The sequence below is a fragment of the Xanthomonas sp. CFBP 8443 genome, assembly GCF_025666195.1.
In the GTDB taxonomy this organism is placed as follows: Bacteria; Pseudomonadota; Gammaproteobacteria; order Xanthomonadales; family Xanthomonadaceae; genus Xanthomonas_A.
This window is the reverse complement of the sequence record NZ_CP102592.1, coordinates 459939-483333: the sequence shown is the minus strand read 5'-3', so window position 1 is coordinate 483333 and position 23395 is coordinate 459939. Positions and strand designations below refer to the sequence as shown.

The 23395-nt window shown below is 69.8% G+C and carries 21 protein-coding genes; 10 read left to right on the top strand and 11 right to left on the bottom strand.

The genetic code is table 11. The features are described 5' to 3' along the window. Window positions 1-205 precede the first annotated feature (205 nt). From NUG20_RS01935 to NUG20_RS01925, 3 genes are all read right to left on the bottom strand, one after another. Window positions 206-1045 carry a TSCPD domain-containing protein gene (locus NUG20_RS01935; protein WP_263396787.1) on the bottom strand — a complete coding sequence of 280 codons (840 nt, stop codon included), beginning with the start codon at window positions 1043-1045 and terminating at the stop codon, window positions 206-208. Between the two features lie 94 nt (window positions 1046-1139). Further along, on the bottom strand, window positions 1140-1871 hold the full coding sequence (locus NUG20_RS01930; protein ID WP_263396786.1) for a hypothetical protein: 732 nt from the start codon (window positions 1869-1871) through the stop codon (window positions 1140-1142). 195 nt (window positions 1872-2066) lie between these two features. Next, window positions 2067-4220, bottom strand: a complete 2154-nt coding sequence (locus NUG20_RS01925; protein WP_263396785.1) for an adenosylcobalamin-dependent ribonucleoside-diphosphate reductase — start codon at window positions 4218-4220, stop codon at window positions 2067-2069. 472 nt (window positions 4221-4692) lie between these two features. Here NUG20_RS01925 and NUG20_RS01920 point away from each other — a divergent pair, with 472 nt between their 5' ends. Further along, window positions 4693-6138, top strand: coding sequence for a Do family serine endopeptidase (locus NUG20_RS01920; RefSeq protein ID WP_263396784.1), 1446 nt, complete (start codon window positions 4693-4695; stop codon window positions 6136-6138). Window positions 6139-6160: 22 nt separating this feature from the next. Here the strand turns inward: NUG20_RS01920 and NUG20_RS01915 are convergent, their stop codons facing one another. After that, window positions 6161-6388, bottom strand: a complete 228-nt coding sequence (locus NUG20_RS01915; RefSeq protein WP_263396783.1) for a hypothetical protein — start codon at window positions 6386-6388, stop codon at window positions 6161-6163. 159 nt (window positions 6389-6547) lie between these two features. On the opposite strand from NUG20_RS01915, the gene NUG20_RS01910 reads away from it, so the two are divergent. The 6 genes from NUG20_RS01910 to NUG20_RS01885 all read left to right on the top strand — a co-directional run bounded on the left by NUG20_RS01910 (window position 6548) and on the right by NUG20_RS01885 (window position 11447). After that, a complete protein-coding gene (locus NUG20_RS01910; RefSeq protein WP_263396782.1) occupies window positions 6548-6916 on the top strand; it encodes a hypothetical protein in 369 nt (122 codons plus the stop codon). 5 nt (window positions 6917-6921) lie between these two features. Then, on the top strand, window positions 6922-7416 hold the full coding sequence (locus NUG20_RS01905; protein ID WP_263396781.1) for a phage holin family protein: 495 nt from the start codon (window positions 6922-6924) through the stop codon (window positions 7414-7416). Further along, the gene (locus NUG20_RS01900) at window positions 7413-7874 is read left to right on the top strand and encodes a hypothetical protein (protein ID WP_263396780.1); all 462 of its coding nucleotides are present in this window, start codon (window positions 7413-7415) and stop codon (window positions 7872-7874) included. Before NUG20_RS01905 ends, NUG20_RS01900 begins: the two co-directional genes overlap by 4 nt. A gap of 151 nt (window positions 7875-8025) precedes the next feature. After that, on the top strand, window positions 8026-9147 hold the full coding sequence (locus NUG20_RS01895) for an AI-2E family transporter (RefSeq protein WP_263396779.1): 1122 nt from the start codon (window positions 8026-8028) through the stop codon (window positions 9145-9147). Between the two features lie 127 nt (window positions 9148-9274). Next, a complete protein-coding gene (locus NUG20_RS01890; protein WP_263396778.1) occupies window positions 9275-9991 on the top strand; it encodes an HAD family hydrolase in 717 nt (238 codons plus the stop codon). A gap of 85 nt (window positions 9992-10076) precedes the next feature. Continuing rightward, a complete protein-coding gene (locus NUG20_RS01885; RefSeq protein WP_263396777.1) occupies window positions 10077-11447 on the top strand; it encodes a leucyl aminopeptidase family protein in 1371 nt (456 codons plus the stop codon). A 1099-nt stretch (window positions 11448-12546) separates the two neighbouring features. Here NUG20_RS01885 and NUG20_RS01880 read toward each other — a convergent pair. Then, window positions 12547-13293 (bottom strand): anti-sigma factor family protein, encoded by a 747-nt coding sequence (locus NUG20_RS01880; protein WP_263396776.1) that lies wholly within the window; start codon window positions 13291-13293, stop codon window positions 12547-12549. Continuing rightward, the gene (locus NUG20_RS01875) at window positions 13290-13805 is read right to left on the bottom strand and encodes an RNA polymerase sigma factor (protein WP_263396775.1); all 516 of its coding nucleotides are present in this window, start codon (window positions 13803-13805) and stop codon (window positions 13290-13292) included. Before NUG20_RS01875 ends, NUG20_RS01880 begins: the two co-directional genes overlap by 4 nt. A gap of 547 nt (window positions 13806-14352) precedes the next feature. Between NUG20_RS01875 and NUG20_RS01870 the strand changes: the two genes are divergently transcribed. Beyond that, window positions 14353-15459: a catalase family peroxidase gene (locus NUG20_RS01870; protein ID WP_263396774.1), complete on the top strand. Its 1107-nt coding sequence runs from the start codon at window positions 14353-14355 to the stop codon at window positions 15457-15459. After that, a complete protein-coding gene (locus NUG20_RS01865; protein ID WP_263396773.1) occupies window positions 15456-16040 on the top strand; it encodes a cytochrome b in 585 nt (194 codons plus the stop codon). Before NUG20_RS01870 ends, NUG20_RS01865 begins: the two co-directional genes overlap by 4 nt. A gap of 333 nt (window positions 16041-16373) precedes the next feature. On the opposite strand, the gene NUG20_RS01860 is transcribed toward NUG20_RS01865, so the two are convergent. The 5 genes from NUG20_RS01860 to NUG20_RS01840 all read right to left on the bottom strand — a co-directional run bounded on the left by NUG20_RS01860 (window position 16374) and on the right by NUG20_RS01840 (window position 21310). Next, window positions 16374-17186, bottom strand: coding sequence for a ThuA domain-containing protein (locus NUG20_RS01860; protein ID WP_263396772.1), 813 nt, complete (start codon window positions 17184-17186; stop codon window positions 16374-16376). Between the two features lie 424 nt (window positions 17187-17610). Further along, the gene (locus tag NUG20_RS01855) at window positions 17611-18213 is read right to left on the bottom strand and encodes a response regulator transcription factor (RefSeq protein WP_263396771.1); all 603 of its coding nucleotides are present in this window, start codon (window positions 18211-18213) and stop codon (window positions 17611-17613) included. 49 nt (window positions 18214-18262) lie between these two features. After that, window positions 18263-19453, bottom strand: a complete 1191-nt coding sequence (locus tag NUG20_RS01850) for a sensor histidine kinase (protein WP_263396770.1) — start codon at window positions 19451-19453, stop codon at window positions 18263-18265. 124 nt (window positions 19454-19577) lie between these two features. Beyond that, on the bottom strand, window positions 19578-20408 hold the full coding sequence (locus NUG20_RS01845) for an ABC transporter permease (RefSeq protein WP_263396769.1): 831 nt from the start codon (window positions 20406-20408) through the stop codon (window positions 19578-19580). Then, a complete protein-coding gene (locus NUG20_RS01840; protein WP_263396768.1) occupies window positions 20405-21310 on the bottom strand; it encodes an ABC transporter ATP-binding protein in 906 nt (301 codons plus the stop codon). The genes NUG20_RS01845 and NUG20_RS01840 overlap by 4 nt, the downstream gene beginning before the upstream one ends. Window positions 21311-21559: 249 nt before the next feature. Here NUG20_RS01840 and NUG20_RS01835 point away from each other — a divergent pair, with 249 nt between their 5' ends. Next, on the top strand, window positions 21560-22804 hold the full coding sequence (locus tag NUG20_RS01835; protein ID WP_263396767.1) for an efflux RND transporter periplasmic adaptor subunit: 1245 nt from the start codon (window positions 21560-21562) through the stop codon (window positions 22802-22804). The last annotated feature ends 591 nt before the right edge of the window (window positions 22805-23395 follow it).

The following is a 23395-nucleotide window of genomic DNA, read 5'->3' as shown; positions in this document are numbered from 1 at the left end:
GAGTAGTTACGAATGGGAGATGTCGGCCAAGTCGGCTTTTCGCCTCGTCCGTGTAACCCCCCCGCCCCGGCTCCGAGGGAGCCCCTCTTTCTGACACACAAGGTGTAGCGGTTTATGCCTATCGCCCTAGCCGCTTATGCCTATCCAATTAGCGTCTTATGCCTATCCGCATACCTTCCATCAATGCCACCGATTTTCTCCCACCTCACCCGCACTTCGAATACCCACAATTCAAACAAGTAGCACACCCGTCCATGATCACCAGGGCCTTGGTGTTGCACTTGTGGCACATCGTGGCCGACGGCGGGAAACTCGCGCCGTCGCCGGTGACGGCGATGTCCTCTTCGTGGTCGGCGGTGGAGTTGGCGACGACCGTCCCCTCATCCGCCCTTCGGGCACCTTCTCCCGCAGGAGCAGGCGCGGCCGGCTTCACTTCACTGTTTTTTTTTGAGCGCTCTTCGTACTGCTTGCGCTTTTCGTTGATCAGCGCGCGCTGGTGGTCGCTCATCTCCGGGTCGTGCAGCAGGCCGATGGACTTCATGTGCTCTTCGACGATGCTGCCCAGTTCGGCCACCAGCGAGGGCATGTACACGCCGCCGGCCTTGAAGTAGCCGCCCTTGGGGTCGAACACGGCCTTCATCTCGTCGACCAGGAAGGTGACGTCGCCGCCCTTGCGGAACACGGCGGACATGATGCGGGTCAGCGCCACGATCCACTGGAAGTGTTCCATGGACTTGGAGTTGACGAAGATCTCGAACGGGCGGCGCAGTTCGTGCTCGGTGCCGGCGTTGAGCACGATGTCGTTGAGGGTCACGTACATGGCGTGTTCCACCAACGGCGATTTGATCTTGTAGGTGCTGCCGATCAGCACATCCGGGCGCTCGATGCGCTCGTGCATGTGGATGATGTTGTCCACCGGCACTTCGGCCTCGGCGGTGGCGCGGTCGATCGACGCGGCGGGCACGGGCGGTGCGGCGTCGCGCGCTTTGTCTTCGGCGGTGACGACGGCGTAGCCCTTGATTTTCTTGTCGATCTTGACGGCCATGATGCGTTCCTGGTGTGCGTGTCTTGTTAGGGTGCGCGTCCCTCACCCTGGCCTCTCTCCCGCGCACGGGAGAGAGGGTGCAGCGTGGGACGGCTTACTTGCGGGCGCGGGTGGCCGCGGCCTTCTTGCCGGCGCTCTTGCGCACGGCGGTCTTCTTCACCGCAGTGGCCTTCTTGGCGACCTTGGCGGTGCTCTTCTTGGCGGCCTTGGCGACCTTCTTCACTGCCTTCTTGGCGACGGCCTTGCGGGCGCCGACGCTCTTCTTGGCCGGGGCCTTCTTGGCGGCCACCGACTTCTTGGCGACGGTCTTCTTCGCGGCGACCTTCTTGGCGGCCTTCTTCGGCGCGGCCTTCTTGGCCGGGGCCTTCTTCACTGCGGCCTTCTTCACTGCCGCCTTCTTGACGGCGGTCTTCTTGCCGACGGCTTTCTTGGTCGCGGTCTTCTTGGCGGCGGTCTTGCCCGCGGCCTTCTTGGCGGTGGCCTTCTTGGCGGTCTTCTTGCCGGCCTTCTTCAGCGCGGCGGCTTCGGACTGGGCGTTGGCCTTGGCCGCTTCCAGCTTCTTGCGCGCGTTGGCGACGGTCTTCTTCACCGACTTGCCGGCCTTCTCCGCGCGCTTGGCGACGGCCTTCTCGGCCTTCTTGACCGCCTTGCGGGTCTTGGCGACCTGGTCCTGCACGCGCTTTTGCACGTTCTCGGCGGTCTGCTTGACGCTGGCGACGGCGTCGCTGGCGGTGGCGGCGATCGCTTCGCCCATGTTGCTGGCGGTTTCTTTCACGTTTTCGGCGACTTGCGTCAGCGTCGCCGTCACACCATTACCGTTGCTCATAAAAAACCCTCCTCAGGGTGTCAGTGTTTATGTAACGCGGGCGATGCTATACCGATTGCAGCGAAGCGTGGAACCGGATGTGGCGACAAACGATGCGCGGTAGGGAAGCGTTGGGGAAGGACGGCGTGCCGCCTTCCCGGTTTCGCCTACCGCGGCCACTCCCTGCGCCGGCACGCAGGGAGCAAAAACGCGGCATCAGAACTTGCCGTAATACCCTTCTTTGAGCGCGTCGAACAGGTTGGCGGCGGTGTGCATTTCGCCGTCGTACTCGATCTGCTCGTTGCCCTTCGCCTCGACCACGCTGCCGTCTTCCAGTTCGAAGCGGTAGGTGGTGTTCTCCAGGTCCGCTTCCTTGACCAGCACGCCCTGGAAGGCGGCCGGGTTGAAACGGAACGTGGTGCAGCCCTTCAACCCCTGCTGGTGCGCGTAGCGGTAGATGTCCTTGAACTGCTCGTAGGGGTAGTCGGTGGGGACGTTGGCGGTCTTGGAGATGGAGCTGTCCACCCACTTCTGCGCCGCGGCCTGCACGTCCACGTGTTCCTTGGGGTGGATGTCGTCGGCGGAGATGAAGTAGTCCGGCAGCTGCGCGTCGGCGGCCTCGGCGAACGGCATCGCCTTGGGGTTGACCAGGTGGCGGTAGGCCAGCAGTTCGAAGGAGAACACGTCCACCTTCTCCTTGGACTTCTTGCCTTCGCGGATCACGTTGCGGCTGTAGTGGTGGGCGAAGCTGGGCTCGATGCCGTTGGAGGCATTGTTGGCCAGGCTCAGCGAGATGGTGCCGGTGGGGGCGATGGAGCTGTGGTGGGTGAAGCGCGCGCCCACTTCGGCCAGCTCGTCCACCAGTTCCGGCGCCACTTCGGCGATGCGCTGCATGTAGCGGCTGTACTTGGCGTGCAGCAGCCTGCCTTCGATCTGCTGGCCCACGCGCCAGCCGTCCTTGGCCATTTCCGGGCGCTGGCGCAGCATCGCGGCGGTGACCTCGAAGGTCTCCTGCATGATCGGGGCCGGGCCCTTTTCCTTGGCCAGGGTCAGCGCGGTTTCCCAGCCGGCCACGGCCATCTCGCGGGAGATGGCTTCGGTGAACTCGCACGAGGCCGGGCTGCCGTACTTCATCTGCAGCATGGTCATGGTCGAGCCCAGGCCGAGGAAGCCCATGCCGTGGCGGCGCTTGCGCAGGATCTCGTCGCGCTGCTGCTGCAGCGGCAGGCCGTTGACCTCGACCACGTTGTCGAGCATGCGGGTGAACACGCGCACCACTTCCTTGTATTCCTCCCAGTCGAAGCGCGCCTGCGCGGTGAACGGGTCGCGCACGAAGTTGGTGAGGTTGATCGAGCCCAGCAGGCAGGCGCCGTACGGCGGCAGCGGCTGCTCGCCGCAGGGGTTGGTGGCGCGGATGTTCTCGCACCACCAGTTGTTGTTCATCTCGTTGACGCGGTCGATCAGGATGAAGCCCGGCTCGGCGTAGTCGTAGGTGGAGACCATGATCATGTCCCACAGGTGGCGGGCGCGGATCTGCCCGTACACCTTGCACGCGACCAGGCCGTCGTCGCGGACGATGTAGTTGCTGTGGGTGGGCCAGTCGCGCCAGACCACGGCGTTGGCGTCGGCCAGGTCGATGTCGCCCTCTTCCTTGCGGTTGACCGGGAACACCAGCGGCCAGTCGGCGTCGTTCTCCACCGCCTGCATGAAGCCATCGGTGATCAGCAGCGACAGGTTGAACTGGCGCAGGCGCCCGTCCTCGCGCTTGGCGCGGATGAAGTCCTTCACGTCCGGGTGCGACACGTCGAAGGTGCCCATCTGCGCGCCGCGGCGGCCGCCGGCCGAGGACACGGTGAAGCACATCTTGTCGAAGATATCCATGAACGACATCGGCCCGGAGGTGTAGGCGCCGGCGCCGGCCACGAACGCGCCGCGCGGGCGCAGCGTGCTGAATTCGTAGCCGATGCCGCAGCCGGCCTTGAGGGTCAGGCCGGCTTCGTGGACCTTCTCCAGGATGCCGTCCATCGAGTCGGTGATGGTGCCCGACACGGTGCAGTTGATGGTGCTGGTGGCCGGCTTGTGTTCCAGCGCGCCGGCGTTGGAGGTGATGCGCCCGGCCGGGATCGCGCCGCGGCGCAGCGCCCAGGCGAAGCGTTCGAACCAGTAGGCGCGCTTTTCCTCGGTGGCCTCGGCATCGGCCAGCGCGCGCGCCACGCGCTGGTAGGTGCCGTCGATGTCGGCATCCAGCGGCTCGCCCTGCTTGGTCTTCAGGCGATACTTCTTGTCCCAGATATCCTGCGACGCGGGCTGCATCGGGATGGGGTTCTGCTTGGACTCGGTCTGGACGACTTCCAGGCGCACCGTGCTCATTCTTTTCTGTTCTCCTCGAACCTGTCCCGATGGGGCGGATGGGGGTGGCCGTCCGCCGTGTCTCTCATTTGTATGCGGTTTGCGCTGCGCGACGACGACAGCCGCGGCAGCGCGCACGGCGCCGCCCTTCGGCCGAATGGGAATGCGTAGGGCGTTCGACCGCCCGTTTCACGTTCACGCCCTGCGTCACTGCGTGCGCCCCCTGGGGTTGCACCCCAGCGAAAACCCCAGTAGTTGGGTTGCTTTTCCGCCTCACCGCTACATGTAGTGGCAAAACGAAGTGCCCACGCTAACCCTGGGCCGGCCGGCTGTCAACGTCAGAACCGGGGCCGGGCGGCATCGCCGTACCTGCCGCGGGGTTCGCCGCGCCGCCCTTTCACTGGCGGTTAAACGCCGCTCGTTCATCTTGATTTATGCGCCCTGGCGCCCATCTGCCCTGCGTCCTTCGCCGCGTCATCCCGGAACCCGACCCATGCGCCCGCTGCCCACGCTGCTGACCCTGACCGCCGCCGCCGCTTTCGGCGGTTTCGCCGCCACCGCGATCAACGCGCACCTGGACAACCGCGCCGAGGCGGCGCCGGCCCCCGCCGCGCCGGTGGCGCAGACCCTGGCCGGCAGCGCGGCGTTGCCGGCCTCGGTGGCCGGGCAGCCGTTGCCGTCGCTGGCGCCGATGCTGCAGCAGACCATGCCGGCGGTGGTCAGCATCAACACCAAGCAGGTGGTGCGGGTGCGCAATCCGTACTTCAACGACCCGTTCTTCCGCCGCCTGTTCCCGGACATCCCGCAGGAGCGCATCAACGAGTCGCTGGGCTCGGGCGTGATCATCGATGCCAAGAACGGCTACGTGCTGACCAACCACCACGTGGTGGAGAACGCCGACGACGTGCAGGTGACCCTGGCCGACGGGCGCAGCTTCAAGGCCGAGTTCATGGGCTCGGACGCGGACACCGACGTGGCGCTGATCCGGATCAAGGCCGACAAGCTTACCGAGATCCGCCTGGGCGACAGCAGCAAGCTGCGGGTGGGCGACTTCGTGGTGGCGATCGGCAACCCGTTCGGCTTCACCCAGACGGTGACCTCGGGCATCGTCTCGGCGATGGGCCGCAACGGCATCCGCGGCCTGGGCTACCAGAACTTCATCCAGACCGACGCCTCGATCAACCCGGGCAACTCCGGCGGCGCGCTGGTCGACCTGCACGGCGAGCTGGTCGGCATCAACACCGCCAGCTTCAACCCGCAGGGCAGCATGGCCGGCAACATCGGCCTGGGCCTGGCGATCCCGTCGAACCTGGCGCGGGCGGTGGTCGATCAGCTGCTGAAGAACAACGGGGTGATGATCCGCGGCACCTTCGGCATCGAGACCCAGAACCTGACCGCGCAGATGGCGCAGGGGCTGGGCCTGGACGCGGCGCGCGGGGCGCTGGTGACGCGGGTGCTGGCCGGTTCGACCGCCGCCAGCGCGGGCCTGCAGCCCGGCGACGTGGTGGTCGGCGCCAACGGCGAGCGGCTGGACAGCGCCGAGGCGCTGCACAACTACGAAGGCCTGCAGCCGGTGGGCAGCACGGTGACGCTGGACGTGCGCCGCGACGGTAAGCCGCTGCAGATCAAGGCCACGCTGAAGGAACAGCCGCGCGCGGTGAGCGGCGAATCGCTGGACCCGCGCCTGACCGGCGCCACCTTCACCGACCTGCCCGAGTCGCTGCGCCAGTCCGGCATCAACGGCGTGCTGGTCGGCAGCGTGGCGCGCGGCAGCCGCGCGGCGCGCAACGGCCTGGCCGGCGGCGACGTCGTGGTGGCCGCGTCCACCGGCGAGTTCGCCGACCTGGCCAGCTACCGCGCCAACTTCGCGCGCAAGCCGGCGCAACTGGTGCTGCGGGTGATCCGCGGCGGCGCGCAGGCCGACCTGTTGATGCAGTGAGCCGCGCCGCCGGGGGCCGCGCTCACTCCAGGCGCGCGGCGTAGTCGTCGCGCACGTGCTGGTTGAGATAGGTGCTGAGGCCGCGCCCGGCCTCGGCCAGGCGCTGCATCTCCGCCACGTGGTAGGGCCCGGGGTGGCGATGGTCGTAGCGGTAGGTGCCGCCGTCGACGAAGCGCAGCACGATCCAGTCCGGGCCGATGTCGTAGGCGACCACGCCCGAGCGGCCGCCCTTCCTGCCGTAAGCACGCATTGCGTTCCTCCTCTGGTCGCGCGCCGTGCGAGCGGCGACACTGTGGACCGGCCAAGCCTAACAAGCCGTACACCACGCCGATGGTATTGCTGTCGCCCGCGATCCGCGAAGCGTCCGTGCGCAGCGGACGGTAGCCCCACATCCCTCAGGAGATACCCGATGAATACCAGCCCCACCAATACCGAAAACCTCAAGGACAACCTCAGCGAAGCCGGTTCGCACCTGAAGTCGGCCGCCAGCTACGCGGGCGACGCGATCAAGGGCGCCGCCGGCGCGGCGGGCGAGGAGCTGAAGCTGGGCAAGGCCAACATCAAGTCCGAACTGTCCGACAGCGCGCTGTCCGGCCTGGCCGCTGCCGAGTTCGGCGGTGCCGCCGCCAAGGAGCAGGTCGACGTGCTGCTGGACAAGGGCCGCGACCTGGTCGACAGCGCCGCCGAGCTGATCCGCGAGCGTCCGCTGGCTTCGTTCGGCGTGGCCTTCGCCACCGGCTGGATCATCGCCAAGCTGGCGCGCAGCAGCGACAAGTAAGCCACGTGAGCGACGAGCAGGCCCGCGACAGCGCCACTGCCGCGCCCGATCCCGCGGCGGCCGAACGGCCGTCGCTGGAGGAATCGTTCCGCGAATTCGGCAACGCTGGCCGCGAGGGTTTGGCCGCCACGCTGGAGGCCAGCCGCGCGCTGCGCAAGCTGGTGGCGGCGGACCTGGCGCTGGCGCGCGCCGCCCTGGCGCGCGCGCTGGTGTGGCTAACCGTGGCGGTGGCGTTCGGCGCCTCGGCGTGGATGCTGCTGATGGGCGCGCTGATCGCGGTGCTGCAGCGGCTGGGCTGGTCGTGGCTGGCGTCGATCTCGGCGACCGCGGCGTTCAGCCTGGTGGTCACCGCGCTTGGCGCCTGGCAGGCCTTGCGCTATTTCGAGATGAGCAAGCTCGACGCCACCCGCCGCCAGCTGGCCAAGCTGGGCATCGGCGGCGACGACGACGAGGACCATGCCGGCGGCAGCACAGCCGCGGCGAGCGAGACGCACCGATGAAATTCGACCAACTGCAGCACCGCATCGCCCGCGCCGAGACCGTGCTGGAAGGCCGCCAGCAGCAGATGCGGACGCAGTGGACCACGCTGCAGCGGGTCTGGCGCGAAGGCTGGACGCCGCTGCGCATCGTCGCGGTGGGACTGGGCGCCGGCTTCCTGGCCGGCCGCGCCGAACCGGCGGCGGCGATCGGCAAGATCGGCGGCGCGCGCTGGCTGCAGATGATCAGCGCGATCTCCAGCCTGCTGACCGCGACCCGGGCCAAGGAAGCCTCTGACCACGCCGAGCGCGCGGCGGACACCGCGCAGGATGCCGCCGCTGCGGTCGATCCGGCCGCGGCCGCCGCTGCGGGCGTGCCGCCGCGACAGGAACCGACCGCGTCCTACGCAGCGCCCGCGGCGCCGCGCGACCAGGCGCAACCGCAGCCGGCCGAAGCGGCCACCGACGTGTCCGAGCGCTGAGCGGCGCCGCCGCGGCCGGCCGGCGCCTGTCGCCACGCCGTCTTCATACCGCGCAGGCCAGGATCGGCCTACACTCCGCCACCTTCTTTTTGCGCCGAACAGCGTGCGTCCGCAGGACGCGCGCCGGGGCCACGTACGCAGCGCAGGTCCGATGAGCACACTCTCCGAATCCGTGGCCGACGCCGGCGACGTGGCACCGCCCCACGCGGACACCCTCCCGCCGCCGCCGGCACCGCGCCCGCGCGGACCGGTGTCGTTGGTGGTGCTGGCGACGCTGGCGGTGGGCTACACGCTGTGGGCGGCGCAGGAAGTGGTGCTGCCGGTGCTGCTGGCCGCGTTCTTCGCCCTGGTCGGCAACCCCATCATCCGCGGGCTGCAGCGGCTGTACCTGCCGCGCTTCCTCGGCGCGCTGCTGGTGCTGCTGTCGGGCATGGCGGTGACCGCGACGCTGGCCGTGCAACTGGCCGGCCCGGCCGCCGAGTGGGTGCAGCAGGCACCCGGGCAGATGCGCCACATCGCCACCCAGGTGCGCGACCTGACCAAGCCGATGCAGCAGGCCAACCAGGCCGCGGAGAACTTCGCGCGCGCCGCCGGCGGCGAGAGCGGGCGCCGCGTGCAGGTGATCCGCACGCAGATGGACGACCCGTACAAGGCGCTGGTGCGCACCCCGCGGCTGGCCGCCTCGGCGCTGGCGGTGGTGCTGCTGACGTTCTTCTTCATGGTGTTCGGCGAGAACCTGCAGCGGCATGCGATCGCGCTGCTGCCGAACCGCCAGCAGCAGAAGTTCACCACCGACATCCTGCGTTCGATCGAGCGCGAGGTGTCGCGCTACGTGCTGACCATCAGCGTCATCAACACCCTGGTCGGGCTGATCTTCGCCGGCATCCTGGTGCTGCTGAAGATCCCGCTGCAGGAGGCGCTGCTGTGGGGCACGGTGGTGGCGCTGCTGAACTTCGCCCCGTACGTGGGGCCGCTGATCGGCGCGATCCTGATGCTGCTGATGGGCTTCGTGGAGTTCCGCGACCCGCTGAGCGCGGCGCTGCCGGCGATCGTGTACCTGGCGCTGCATGTGCTCGAAGGCCAGGTGGTGACGCCGATCGTGCTCGGCCGGCGCATGGCGATCTCGCCGCTGATGCTGATCCTGGCGCTGATGCTGTTCGGCTGGCTGTGGGGCATGGTCGGGCTGCTGCTGGCGGTGCCGCTGCTGGTGTGCATCAAGATGGTGCTGGCGCGGGTGGAAGGCATGCAGCGCTGGGCCAGGTTGTTGGAATGAGGCCGGGACTGGGGACTCGGGACCTGGGACTCGGAAAAGCAGGCGGCGCGGCGCCGTGGCCGGCGCACGTCTACCTGGGGCGACGGCCGTGGCGGCCGGTTGGCGTAAAATGCGCCAGGTGACTTCCTTGCCTTCCTTCCCCGTTCGCGCGATCACGCTGGACCTGGACGACACGCTGTGGCCGTTCGCGCCGATCGGTGCGCGCATCGAGCAGGTGCTGCACGACTGGCTGCTGCAGCACAGTCCGCGCACCGCCGAGCGCTTCCCGATCGCGGCGATGCGGCAGCTGCGCGAGGAGGTGTTCGCCGCGCATCCGCACCTGGTCCACGACCTGAGCGAGATGCGACGCCTGACCCTGCGCCGCGCGCTGCGCGACAGCGGCGCCGACGAGGCGCTGGTGGAGCCGGCCTACGCGGTGTTCTACGCCGCGCGCAACCAGGTGGAGTGCTATCCGGACAGCCTCGCGGCGCTGGCGCGGATCGCCGCGCGCGTGCCGGTGGCGGCGCTGAGCAACGGCAACGCCGACCTGGCCACGATCGGCCTGGCGCCGCATTTCGCGTTCCAGCTCAGCGCGCGCGAGCACGGCGCGGCCAAGCCGGACCCGAGCATCTTCCACGCCGCCTGCGCGCGCCTGGGCGTGCCGTGCGCGCAAGTGCTGCACGTCGGCGACCACATCGAGATGGACGTGCTCGGCGCGATGCAGGCCGGCCTGCGCGGCTGCTGGATCAACCGCGACGCGCAGGCCTGGCATCCGGCCACGCCGCCGGACCTGCACTTCGACGCGCTCACCGGCCTGGCCGATTGGCTCGACGCCACCCAGCCGGCTGCCGGAGCGGACGCATAAGCCGCGCCCGCACGGCCGCCCGTCACCCCTACTTCGTTCCCAGCGTGCCCGCCGACGGCCGCGCCCGACCCACAAGGACCCGCTGATGTCCCTGCCTTCCGGCTTCACCGACGCCTCCACCCACGCGTTGCCGCTGCATGTGCTGGACCGCGAACGCCTGGCCGACTGGCGCGCCGCGCAGTCCCCGGCATGGGTGGCGTGGCTGGACGCACAGCAGTTCGTGGCCGCGCCCGGCACCGCGCTGCTGCTGCCGGGCGCCGACGGCGTGGCCGCGGCGGTGCTGGGCGTCGGCGACCGCGGCGATGCCTACGCCTACGCGCACGCGCCGCTGGCGCTGCCGGCCGGCAGCAGCTGGCGGCTGGCCAGCGAGCTGAGCGAGGAGGAGCAGGCCGCGCTGCAGCTGGGCTGGGGCCTGGGCAGCTACCGCTACGCGCGCTACAAGCAGTCGGCGCGGCTGCCGGCGCGCCTGCTGGCCACGCCGAGCGCGGAAGTGCGCGACCTGCTGCAGGCCTGCGTGCGCGTGCGCGACTGGGTCAATACGCCCGCCGAGGACATGGGCCCGGAGCAGCTGGAGGCGCTTGCGCGCGAGCTGGCGCAGGCGCATGGCGCGCAGTGCGAGAGTATCGTCGGCGAGGAACTGCTGGCGCAGAACTTCCCGGCGATCCACGCGGTCGGCCGCGCCTCGCACCGCGCGCCGCGGCTGATCGTGCTGCGCTGGGGCGAGGAAACACACCCGCATGTGGCGCTGGCCGGCAAGGGCGTGTGCTTCGACACCGGCGGGCTGGACCTGAAGCCGGCCGACGGCATGCGCCACATGAAGAAGGACATGGGCGGCGCGGCGCATGCGCTGGCGCTGGCCGGGCTGGTGATGGCGCAGCGGCTGCCGTTGCGGCTGACCGTGCTGATCGCGGCGGTGGAGAACGCGGTCGGCCCGGACGCGTTCCGCCCCGGCGACGTCATCGCCACCCGCCAGGGCATCAGCGTGGAGATCGACAATACCGACGCCGAGGGCCGGCTGGTGCTGTGCGATGCGCTGACCTACGCCAGCGAACAGGCGCCGGACGCGATCCTGGATTTCGCCACGCTGACCGGCGCGGCGCGCATCGCGCTGGGCCCGGACCTGCCGGCGCTGTTCTCGAACGACGACGCATTGGCGCAGGCCTGGATCGCCGCCGGCGAACGCCACCGCGACCCGGTCTGGCGCATGCCGCTGTGGCGCCCGTACCTGCGCTACCTGACCAGCTCGATCGCCGACCTGGCCAACGCCGGCTCGCGCATGGCCGGCGCGGTGACCGCGGCGCTGTACCTGGAGCGCTTCGTGCCCGCGCGGCAGGCCTGGGCGCACCTGGACGTGTACGCCTGGAACGACAGCGACCGCCCCGGCCGCCCCGCCGGCGGCGAAGCGCTGGCGCTGCGCTCGGCCTACGCGATGCTGAAGGCGCGTTACGCCGGGTGAGGCCTGGTGGGTATCGTATTGGTGTGGTCGAAGTTGCTGCGGCGCAGCCCCCTGTAGGAGCGGCTTCAGCCGCGACAGACACCCAAACCGCCGTGATTGCTGACGTCGCTCTCGCGGCTGAAGGCGCTCCTACAAGGAGCTTGCCCTCAGGGATTTGCGATCCTGCTTGCTGAGTGCACTGCAGGAGGGACTTCAGTCCCGATCGATACGGTGCAGCAACTCCATCGCTCAGCTCGTCGCGACTGAAGTCGCTCCCACAATGGGCCTTGCGAATGCTCGTTGAGTGCACTGTGGGAGGGACTTCAGTCCCGACGCTGCCCGGTCACGGAAGCTCGGCCGCTCCGCGTGTCGCAGGCATTGTCGTGGCGGAGGCGCGGACCAGATCGCCGGAGCGCACGAACTCATGTAGGAGCGGCTTCAGCCGCGACAGACAACCGGAACCGTCAAGGTTCCTAGCTTCGTTCGTCGCGGCTGAAGCCGCTCCTACAGGGGCCTTGCAGCCTCTTCGCTGGATGCGCCATAGAAGGTGCTTCAATCCCGACACTGTCCTGGTATCAGTAACTCATCGCTTCACTCGTCGCGACTGAAGTCGCTCCCACAGTGAGCCTTGCGGCTTGCTCGCTGGTTGCACTGTGGGAGGCAGTTCAGTCCCGACGCTGTCCGGGCGCGGCAGCTCCACTGCTTCGCTCGTCGCGGCTGAAGCCGCTCCTACAAGGAGCCTTGCGGCCTGCTTGCTGGGTGCACTGTAGGAGGGACTCAGTCCCGACCCGATACACGGTGCAGCAACTCCATCGCTCCGCTCGTCGCGACTGAAGTCGCTCCCACAGGGAGCCTTGAGGCTTGCTCGCCGATTGCACTGTGGGAGGCAGCTCAGTCCCGACGCTGTCCGGTCGCGGCAGCTCCAGCGCTTCGCTCGTCGCGGCTGAAGCCGCTCCTACAAGAAGCCTTGCTGCACGCTCGCTGGGTGCACTGTGGGAGGGGCCTCAGTCCCGACGCGATACGGGTGCGGCGATTCCGTCGCTTCGTTCGTCGCGGCTGAAGCCGCTCCTACAGGGGCGCATGCATTCTTCGCTGCGAGTGCGGTTCGCGCCGCGCCGGCTCAGCCCTGCTCGCGCAGCAGCGGGGCGATCTGGCGCATGCGGGTCTGGGTGGCCGGGCCGACCAGGGCGAAGGCGGTGCCGCCTTCGGACCAGTACTGCGCCAGCAGGCGGCCGTCGCGGCGTTCGCCGTCGTGCAGGCGGGCGCTGCCCGGGCGCAGGTACAGGCCGATGCGGGCGCCGTCGGCGTCCTGGTAGACCAGCATCGCGGCCGCACCCTCGGGCGTGGACAGCAGGCGCCCGCCGCGCAGCGCGAAGCCCTGCGCCTGCAGGTCCGGCACCGCGCCGGCCTCGCCGAAATGGGTGCGCAGCCAGCCCTGCAAGGCCACCCGCCGCGCCGGATCGAATTCCAACGGTTGCTCGCCATCGGCGAACAGGCGATACGCGGCCACCGCGTCGGCCATCGGCAGGCGTTCGCCACCGAGGCGGCTGTCGCGCAATTGCCAGCCCAGTCCGGTGCCCAGGCCGAGCATCAGTACGCAGCTGGCGGCCATCGCCGCCAGCGTGCGGCGACGCTGGCGCACGCGGCCGCGCAGCGCCGATGCGCTCAACGCGGGATTGGCCGGCAGCGCTTCGGCGCCGGCCCAGGCCGCGCGCAGCGCGTCGGCGTCCTGCTTCCAGCCGGCCACGCGCGCGGCATGGGCGGGATGGGCCTGCAGCCAGGCGGCCACCTGGGCGCGGCGCGCCGGGTCCAGGCGGCCATCGACATAGGCGTGCAGAGTTTCGTCGTCGGGGCGCAGCACGGTCATTTGAGCACTCGCAAGGCAGGGCCGGGGCCGCTGCGGCCTTCGCCGATCTGGCGCAGTTTCTCGCGCGCGCGCGACAGCCGCGACATCACCGTGCCGATCGGCAGGTCCAGCGCGGTGGCGGCGTCGCGGTAGCTGAACCCCTCGACACTGACCAGCAACAGCAGCGCGCGCTGCTCGGCCGGCAACTGCGCGAAGGCGGCCAGCATCGCGCGGCCGTCGTGCACCTGTTCGGCCGACGGCGCCTGGGTCGGCTGCTGCGGCGCGAACAGCGCCAGCACCCGCTGCCAGCGCTGCGCGCGGCGGCGCGTGTCGACGAATTGCCGGTACACGATCGCGAACAGCCACGGCTGCAGCGCATCGGCATCGCGGCGGGTGGACCAGCGCCGCAGCGCGCGCTCCAGCGCCGCCTGCACCAGGTCGTCGGCACTGGCCGCATCGCCGCTCAGCGATTGGGCGAAACGCCGCAACCGCGGCATCAGCGCACGCAGGGATTCGTCGTCGAGGTCATGCATGGCTGGTTTCGTGCTGCAGGTCGGGGATGGACGGTCATGGGTAGGACGCACGGCGAGGCGGATTATTCCCCAACCTGGGTTAGCCATCCGTCGGGATCGCTCGATCGGCACGCTCACGGCCGTGCAGGCCGACCAGGCGTCGGTCGCCTGCAGCACTGGCTTCGCGCGGCAGAACAGAGAGGGCGCACAGCGAGGCGGAGTATTCCCCAGCCTGGATTAGCCCGCCGGTCGGATCGGTCGATCTGCGAGATCGCGGCCGTACAAGCCGACCAGGGCGGCCGCCGGCAGCAATGGCACCTGCAGAACTGGCGTTGCGCGGCAGGGGCCGGAGGGCGATCGCGGGTGGACGCACGGCAAGCGGCGTATTCGCCAACGGGGGTTGGCCGCTCGCCGGGAGCGCCTGCGCGATCGCGCCGCTCCGGCGGGCTGAAAGCAACTGCTGGCGACAAAGCACCCCGCAAGCAACGCACAAAAACTACCGGCGTCGGGAATAGACCGCGACGCCGCACGTCTCACTGCCAATCGCCGCCGCCACAGGAGTTCCCCCATGTCCCATCCCGACCCCGCCCCGCCCTCGCCACCCCGCCCGCGGCCCTGGCTGCCGCTGGCGGCCATCGCCGCGATCGCCGCCGTGCTCGCCGCCGCCTTCGCCTGGAGCGCCGGCTGGCTGGGCGGGCCGCAGCGGCTGACCGCGCAGCGCATGACCGACGCCATCGAGGCCGGCGGGCCGCCGCATCCGGGGTTTCGCCGCGCGCACAGCAAGGGCATGTGCGTGAGCGGGCATTTCGAAGGCAACGGCCAGGCCAGTGCGCTGTCCTCGGCGCGGGTGTTCGCCCAGGCCTCGGTGCCGGTGCTGGGGCGGATGTCGATCGGCGGCGGCGATCCGCATGGCGCCGATGCCAGCGCGCGGGTGCGCAGCATGGCGCTGCTGCTGCGCAGCGACGACGGCCAGCAGTGGCGCACGGCGATGAACAGCTTTCCGTTCTTCGTGGTGGCCACGCCGGAGGGCTTCATGGCGCAGACCCTGGCCGCGCAGCCGGACCCGGCCACCGGCAAGCCGGACCCGGCGAAGATGGCCGCGTTCGTGCAACGCTATCCGGAAGCGAAGAAGTTCCAGCAGTGGGCCAAGACCGCGCCGTGGTCGGACAGCTGGGCCAACACCCAGTACAACGGGGTCAACAGCTTCCGCTTCATCGCCGCCGACGGCAGCAGCCGTTTCGTGCGTTGGTCGATGCGGCCGCAGACCGCTTTCAAGGAACTGTCCGCGGCGCAGCGGGCGCAGGCCGATGCCGACTTCCTCGGCGAAGACCTGCAGGCGCGGCTGGCGCACGGCCCGTTGCGCTGGGATCTGGTGCTGACCGTGGCCGCTCCCGGCGACCCGGTGAACGATCCATCTCAACCTTGGCCGCAGGACCGGCAGCAAGTGGTCGCCGGCACCCTGGTGCTCGACCATGCCGAGCCGCAGGCCACCGGCCCGTGCCGCGACCTCAACTACGACCCGCTGATCCTGCCGCGCGGCATCGCCGGCTCCGACGACCCGATTCTGGCCGCGCGCTCGGCGGTGTATTCGCACTCGTTCAACCGCCGCGAGCGCGAGATCGGTCGCGGCCAGGCGCCCGAGGCCACGGGCCAGGCAAAGGGAGGTGCGCAATGAGCCGCGCCAACGTCTCCGGACATTTCAACCTGATCGCCCGCGTGCTGCATTGGCTGATGGCGGCGATGATCCTGACCATGCTGTTCGTCGGCGTGGGCATGGTCGCTTCGGTGTCGCAGCGGCCATGGCTGCTCGACCTGCACCGCCCGCTCGGCATCGCCATCTTGCTGCTCGCGATCGTGCGCCTGGGCAATCGCCTGCGCCAGCGGCCGCCGCCGCTGCCGGCCGATCTGCCGTGGTGGCAGAAGACGGCGGCGCTGGCCTCGCACTGGTTGTTGTATGCGTTGATGCTGGCGATGCCGTTGCTGGGCTGGTCGCTGCTGTCGGCCGGCGGCTATCCGATCGTGCTGTGGCCGGGCGCGCAGCTGCCGCCGATCGCGCCGCACAGCCCGGCGCTGTACGCGTGGTTGCGCAGCGCGCATGGCTGGCTGGCATATTTGCTGTTCGCCACGGTGCTGGGGCATCTGTGCGCGGCGCTGTTCCATGCCTGGGTGCGCCGCGACGGGGTGTTTTCAAGCATGGCGCGAGGCGGGGCGGCGCCGGTGGTGGCGGATCAGGCAGCGCCTAGGGAACAGGTCTAAGGGGTCTGTTCTCTGCTACGACGTTGGGTGGACCTGGCCCGTCGGTCGCGATGGGCTTGGTCGGTGATGCGCGTCGCGACTGAAGTCGCTCCCACAAAAGGCGCGTGGCGTGCCGGCCGGGCGCTCCTGTGGGAGGGGCTTCAGCCCCGACAGGGTGCCCGGCGAAGGTCCGGCTCCTGTCGCAGCTGAAGCCGCTCCTACAAAAAGCGCGGGACGTGTTGGCCGGGTGTGCTGCAGGGGGGGCTTCAGCCCCGACAGGGTGCCGGCGAAGGTCCGGTTTCTGTCGCGGCTGAAGCCGCTCCTACAGAAAAGCAAAGCGTGGCGCCTGCGGATTCAGCGGGGGCGCGGCGTTGCCGCTTTCGTCTCGCCGGCGATGCCGTGGCCGGTGGCGGCCCAGTAGATGCCGCCGTACAGGTGCTCGAGGTAGCGCGGGTCGTTGTAGGCCTCGGCCTGGTGGCCGAGCGCGGTGGCGAACACGCGGCCGCCTTCGAAGTGGTGGTACCACGCCACCGGGTGCTGTTTGCCCATGCCCTTGGCGACCTGGCCGGGCCAGATCAGCGTGGGGTCGTAGCTGGTTTCGTCCACCGTCATCAGCGTGACCAGGTCGTCGCTGTACGGCGGGTCGTATTCGTACCACTCGTCCGACCACATCCAGCGCTGCGGCAGGCCGGCGGTGGCGGGGAAGTTGTGGTCGACCACGTCGACCATCGCGGTCTGCAGGTAGGGATGGGTGCGGAACGAGCGGCCGATCAGGCGGTCGTACCAGTCCCACTGCCCGCGCGCGATCGCGAACGCCTTGTGCACCGCGACCACGCCGCCGCCGGCGCGCACGTACTTCTGGAAGTTGGCGCGCTGCGCCGGATTGAGGTCGGTGGCCGGCGTATTGAGCAGCACGATCGCCGCGTACTGCGACAGGTCGCCGTCGAACGCCTCGGCGTTCCAGGCCCATACCAGCTCGAAATAGTGCTGCCGCGCCAGCGCCTCGAACTGCGGCTTGGCCACCGGGATGTAGTCGTGGTGGTACTTGTTGGGAATCGCCGCGACCAGCACCTTGAACTGCCCGTCGGCCGCCAGCGCAGCGCCGGCCGGCAACGTCCACGCCAACAGCAGCGACCACCCAAAGCACAGCGCACGCATCCACTTCATCACGCACTCCCGTCGACCGATGCAGGCGAGCTTAGTCACTGGCGACGCCTCCACCGCGCGACTGCGCACAATTTCATAGGCGCTTGCCGAACCGGCATACCCCGCGCTCCTCGGCAGCGGCGGTTGCGGCACGGGCCGGCATCGGCGCGCGTCGGGCGGCACAACACCGATCGTGCGGCAAGGCGCCATGCGGCCTAGGCGTTGCCCATCGCGTAATGAAGCCCTAGCCGCAGATCCAACGCAGACGTGAGTGAGCTGCCAACCGGTTCGGATCCATGGCTACGGGCATCGTGCGAACCCCGCAGCGGCTCGCTGCGCTTCACCTGGTCGTCCGATCTGCCATCCGTCGTGACGCAGCGGACGGACCTGGATGCGACCCGAGTGCCGGCGGCCGCGTCACTGGCCTTCGCGTTTGGCGGCCGCGCTACAGCCAGCCCTTCTGCCGCGCCAGCCGCGCCGCCTCGATGCGGTTGCCGACGCCGAGCTTGCCGATCGCCTCGGACAGGTAATTGCGCACGGTGCCGTGCGACAGCCCGAGCCGGGCGGCGATGTCGCCGGCGGAGGCGCCCTCGCCGGCCAGGCGCAGCACCTGGCGTTCGCGGTCGTTGAGCGGATCGGCCTCGGACCAGGCCTCCAGCGCCAGTTCCGGATCGATCGCGCGGCCGCCGCGGTGCACCTGGCGGATCGCATCGACCAGGCGTTCGGGCGGCGCGTCCTTCAACAGATACCCGCCGACGCCGGCATCCAGCGCGCGGCGCAGGAACCCAGGACGGGCGAAGGTGGTGACGATCACCACGCGCACCGGCAGCTGCTGGCGCTGCACCCGCTGCGCCAGTTCCAGGCCGCTGAGGCCGGGCATCTCGATATCGGTGACCAGCAGGTCCGGCGTGTGCGCCTGCAGCGCGCGCCACGCGGCTTCGCCGTCGGCGGCGCTGGCGACCACCGCGATATCCGCTTCCAGGCCCAACAGCGCGCTGAGCGCACCGCGCACCATCGCCTGGTCCTCCGCCAGCACTAGTCGAATCACGCCTTCCCCCGATGTTGTGCGCGCATTGTAGAGCGCGGCAGCGCGGCGCTCAGTGCAGCGCGGCGTCCTGCCCGGCATGCGGCGGCGCGACCGGCACGCCGGGCGCGGGTTCGGCGGTCCGCGGCAACGGCGCGGCGGCCAGCAGGCGGGTGCCCTGGCCGCGTTCGGAGTCGATCCGCAACGAACCGCCCACCGCTTCCAGCCGTTCGCGCATGCTGGCCAGGCCGGTGCCCGGCTGCATCGCGCTGCCGCGGCCGTCGTCGCGGATCTCCAGCCAGGCCTGGCCGCGTTCGCACCACAGCCGCAGCTGCGCGTTGCCGGCACCGGCGTGGCGCTGGATGTTGGTCGCGGCCTCGCGCAGCACCATCGCGAACACGGTCTCCAGCTGCGCGCATTGCGGCAAGGCATCGACCTGATAGCGGAAGGTGACCCCGGAGGATTCCAGCAGCAGCTTGGCCGAGGCCATTTCCGCCGCCAGCTGCGCGGCGCGGATGCCGCTGACCGCGCGCCGCACCTGGCCCAGCGCCTCGCGCGCGACCTGGCCGACGTCCTCCATCTCCTGCCGCGCCGCGGCCGGATCGCGCGCGAGCAGGCGCGCGGCCAGGTCCGACTTCAGCGCCACCAGCGACAGGGTGTGGCCGAGCAGGTCGTGCAGGTCGCGGCCGATGCGCTCGCGCTCGGCGACCGCGGCCAGGCGCCGCACTTCTTCGTGGCTCAGGCGCAACTGCGCGTCGGCGCGGGCGCGGCGTTCGAAGCTGATGTTCATCAGCCCCACCGACAGGCCGACCACCACCGCGCTGGTCATGTACAGCAGCGACCAGCCCTGCAGCATCCAGGCCGCGGCGAACGCACCGAGCAGCAACAACATCGCCAGCAGCGCGCGCCCGATCGGGAAACAGAACGCCAGGAACGCACAGGCATAGATCATGTAGCACTGCGCACCGGGGTTGTACGGCAGCAGCACGAACGCCAGCACGGCCATGCCGGCCACGCACCAGCGCAGGTAGCGGCGATCGCGGTAGTAGGCGCAGTAGTACAGGGCCAGAAACGCCGCGTAGCTGACCATCGTCGGCCAGAACCAGTCGCGGAAGATGTGCCGCTCGTACAGCGGCGTGATGAACAGCCAGATCGACCACACCAGCGACAGCCACACGAACCACTGCGTGCTGCGTTTGGCCGTGGTCCAGCTCATCCGCTGGGCGACCAGCGATTCGGGCGACGCTTGCAGCAGATCGATCACGGCAGGCTCCAGGGGCGGACGCGCCGCCGCGGTGCATAGCATAGCGAGCACATGGGGATGCCGCGCGACGCGGCGGGAAGCGGCGATGCCGGCCGCGCGGCGCCGGCGCGGCGGAGGCCGGCCATCAGCCGCGGCGCAGGCGCCGATGCGCCAGCGCATAGAACGCCACGGTCATCGCCAGCAGCGCGGCGATGTGGCCGGTGATTCCGCTGCCGTCGTCGTGACCGACCACGCGCAGCGCGAGCTGGCTCAGGTGATAGGACGGCCACAGCGGCGCCAGCGTGGTCAGCAGCGACGGCAGCATCTGCAGCGGGATCCACAGACCCGACAGGAACGCCATCGGCAGGTAGATCAGGTTGACCACGGCCGGCGCGCCGCTGCCGCCGACGCGGGCACCGATGTACAGGCCGATCGCACAGAACGGCAGCGTGCCCAGCACTTCGATCAGCAACAGCCAGGCGCGCTGCGACGGCGCCAGCCGCACCCCGCCGAGCATGCCGCCGAGCAGTTGCAACAACAATGCGATCGCCAGCGCGAACAGCATCGCCAGCACGGTGCGCGCCAGCAGGATCGCCCCAGGTGGCACCGGCATGGCGCGCTTGAGGGTGAGCAGGCCGCGTTCGCGGTCCAGCGCCAAGCCCACGCCGAAACCGAACAGCGCCGGCGCCATCACCCCGAACACGCCGTAGCTGGCCATCAGGTACACCGCAGCGGCGGCATTGCCGCGATTGAGCAGCACGCCGAACAGCAGGTAGAACATGGGCGGGAACAGCAAGGTCGGCAGCGCGAACGATGGCGTGCGCATCCAGCGCAATAACTCGTAGCGGATTTCGCGCAACAGCAGCGCGGCATGGTCGCGCAATGGCGGCGCAGCGGCGTCGGTCGGCCGCGCCGCCGCCGTGCCGTGCGCCGGGGACGCGACATGCTCGGTACGGCGTGGATCGGGCGTGCTCATGCGGCCTCCGCACGGGTGATGGCGAGGAACGCGTCGGCCAGGCCGGCGCGGCGGACTTCCAGTTCGTCCAGCGCCGGATCGGCGGCGAGCAGTCGCGCCACCACCGGCTCGGCCGGTTCGGCGACGATCTCCAGCACGCCGTCGCGCGCTTCCACGCGGCGCGCCTGCGGCCAGCCCGCCACCTGCACCGCAGTCAGCGCGCTGCGGCAGCGGATCGTGCGTTGCTCGAAGCGCGCCCGCAGCTGCTGCACGCTGCCTTCGGCGATCAGCGTGCCGCGCTGCAACACCGCGACCCGGTCGGCCAATACCTCGGCCTCCTCCAGGTAGTGGGTGGTCAGCAGCACCGCGCAGCCGTCCGCGACCAGTTCCTGGATCGCCCGCCACAGGCCCTGCCGCGCCTCGATGTCCAGGCCGGTGCTGGGTTCGTCCAGGAACAGCACCTGCGGCCGCCCGCAGATCGCCATCGCAAATTGCACGCGCCGCTGCTGGCCGCCGGACAAGCCGCCGTAGCGGCGCGGCATCAGGCCATCCAGCCCGGCCAGCGCCACGCAATCGGCGACGCTGCGCGGGCGCCGGTAGTAGCCGCGCGCCTGGTCCAATAGTTCGCCCACGCGCAGCGTGTCCGGCAAGCCGGCGGACTGCAGCATCACCCCGGCCTGGCGCCGCGCGCCGAGCGCACGCGGATCCTGGCCGCACAGCTGCACGCTGCCGGCATCGGCCACCTGCAGCCCGAGCAGCAGCGCCACCGCGGTGCTCTTGCCCGCGCCGTTGGCGCCGAGCAGGGCCAGCAGCTGGCCGCGCTGCAACTGCAGGTCCACGCCGTCCAGCGCGACCACCGCGCCGTAGCGCTTGTGCACGGCGCGCAGCTGCGCCAGCGGAAGAGTGTCGGGAGCGGCGTGCATCGGCAGGAACCGGTCGTGGCGGGAGTGGCCATGCTGCGCCGCGGCGCCGGCCCATCCCAGTGCGGCCCGTCAGCCGCGGCGGGTGACAGCTGTCACTGGCGATGGCTGCGCGATTGCCGCATGCTGCGCTCCACGCCACGGGGAATGGCGCCGCACCTGCCGCAGCGCAACGCAGAAAGTGACTTCCGGCAACTGGGAAGCGCACCCCTCGCCGTCCACACTGCGCCTACTGATTCGTCCAGGGACAAGATGAGTACCTCCGCCGACCTGCTCAAAGAACTCCGTATCGACCGCAAGGCTCCGCCGAGCGCGCCACCGTCGCGGCGCGGGCTGTGGATCGCCGTGGTCCTGGTGCTGCTGCTCGCGCTCGGCGTCGGCGGCTGGCTGCTGTTCGGCCGCGGCAAGGCCATCGAGGTGACCACCGCGCCGGTGGTGGCGATCGCGGCCGGCAGCAGCAGCGCCTCGGTGCTGGATGCCAGCGGCTACGTGGTGGCGCGGCGCATGGCCACGGTCTCGGCGAAGATCACCGGCAAGGTGCGCGAGGTGCTGATCGAGGAAGGCATGCGCGTGGAACAGGGCCAAGTGATGGCGACGCTGGATCCGATCGACGCCGGCGCGCAGCGGCAGCTGTCGGCCTCGCAGCTGGACGCGGCGCGCAGCCAGGTGGCGAACATGCAGGCGCAGCTGCGCCAGGCCGAGGCCGATGCGCAGCGGCTGCAGACCCTGTCCACGCAGCAGTTGGTGTCGCGTTCGCAGTACGAGCAGGCGCTGTCGCAGCGCGACGCCCTGCGCGCGCAGCTGCAGAGCGCGCAGCGCAACGTGGTGGTGGCCGGCAACCAGCTGTCGATCTCCGACCTCAACGTGGACAACACCATCGTGCGCGCACCGTTCTCCGGCGTGGTCACCGCCAAGGCGGCGCAGCCGGGCGAGATCGTGTCGCCGCTGTCGGCCGGCGGCGGTTTCACCCGCACCGGCATCGGCACGGTGGTGGACATGGACTCGCTAGAGATCGAGGTCGAAGTAGGCGAGGCCTTCATCGGCCGGGTCAAGCCGGGCATGCCGGTGGAAGCCACACTCAACGCCTACCCGGAGTGGAAGATTCCGGCCGAAGTGATCGCGATCATCCCCTCGGCCGACCGCGGCAAGGCCACGGTGAAGGTGCGCGTGGCGCTGAAGCAGAAGGATCCGCGGATCGTGCCGGAGATGGGCGTGCGGGTGAGCTTCCTGGAAGCCCCGCAGGCGCAGGCGCAAGACAAGCCGCAGGGCGTGCGCGTGCCGGGCACGGCGATCGTCAAGCGCGACGGCCAGGACGTGGCGTTCGCACTGAAGGAGGACAACACCGTCGAGCGGCGCGCGCTGAAGACCGGCATCGCGCTGGGCGACGACCGCCAGGTGCTGTCGGGCCTGGCGGCGGGCGACACGGTGGTGCTGGACCCGCCGGAGACGGTGCGCGACGGAGTCAAGGTGAAGATGGCGGAGGCGACCGAGCAATAGCGGCGGACGCGTGTGAGGTACCGCGCTTTGGCGCGAACCATTGCATGCCGTCCGTGTCGCCCCTGTCGCCACCGCCTTGCTCCATCGCCATGAAGACGGCGCCGTTACTTTGTTTTCGTTCCAGTTATTGCCATAGCGAGTGTCGCTGAAACCAGTCGTTTCACCGCATCGCATGGTTCTTGCCCGTGATGCATCAAGCCTGCAATTGCCTGCACAAGCTCCAACCGCCATACCGCTCTTGCTCTTGCTCTTGCTCTTGCTCTTGCTCTTGCTCTAGATGTTGCTCTAGCTGCTGCTCGGCTCCGTTGTTGCTCGGCTTTGCTGTTGCTGTTGCTGTTGGCTTCCTGGGTTCCCTTCCGCAGCGGCGGATGGACCGGGGAAAAACCCGAAGGGCGGCGCACATGGATGTGCGCCGTTCGCGGCAGGGGCAGGATGCCCCTTCCGCGAATCCCCGGTGCATCCGCGGACCCGTAGCGCGCAGCGCGGAGGGCGCGTAGGCAGGGCGCGCTTTCTTTTGGTTACTTTTCTTTGCGCGAGCAAAGAAAAGTGACCCGCCCTAGGGCGGAAGCTTTTGCTTTGCTGTTGCTTTTT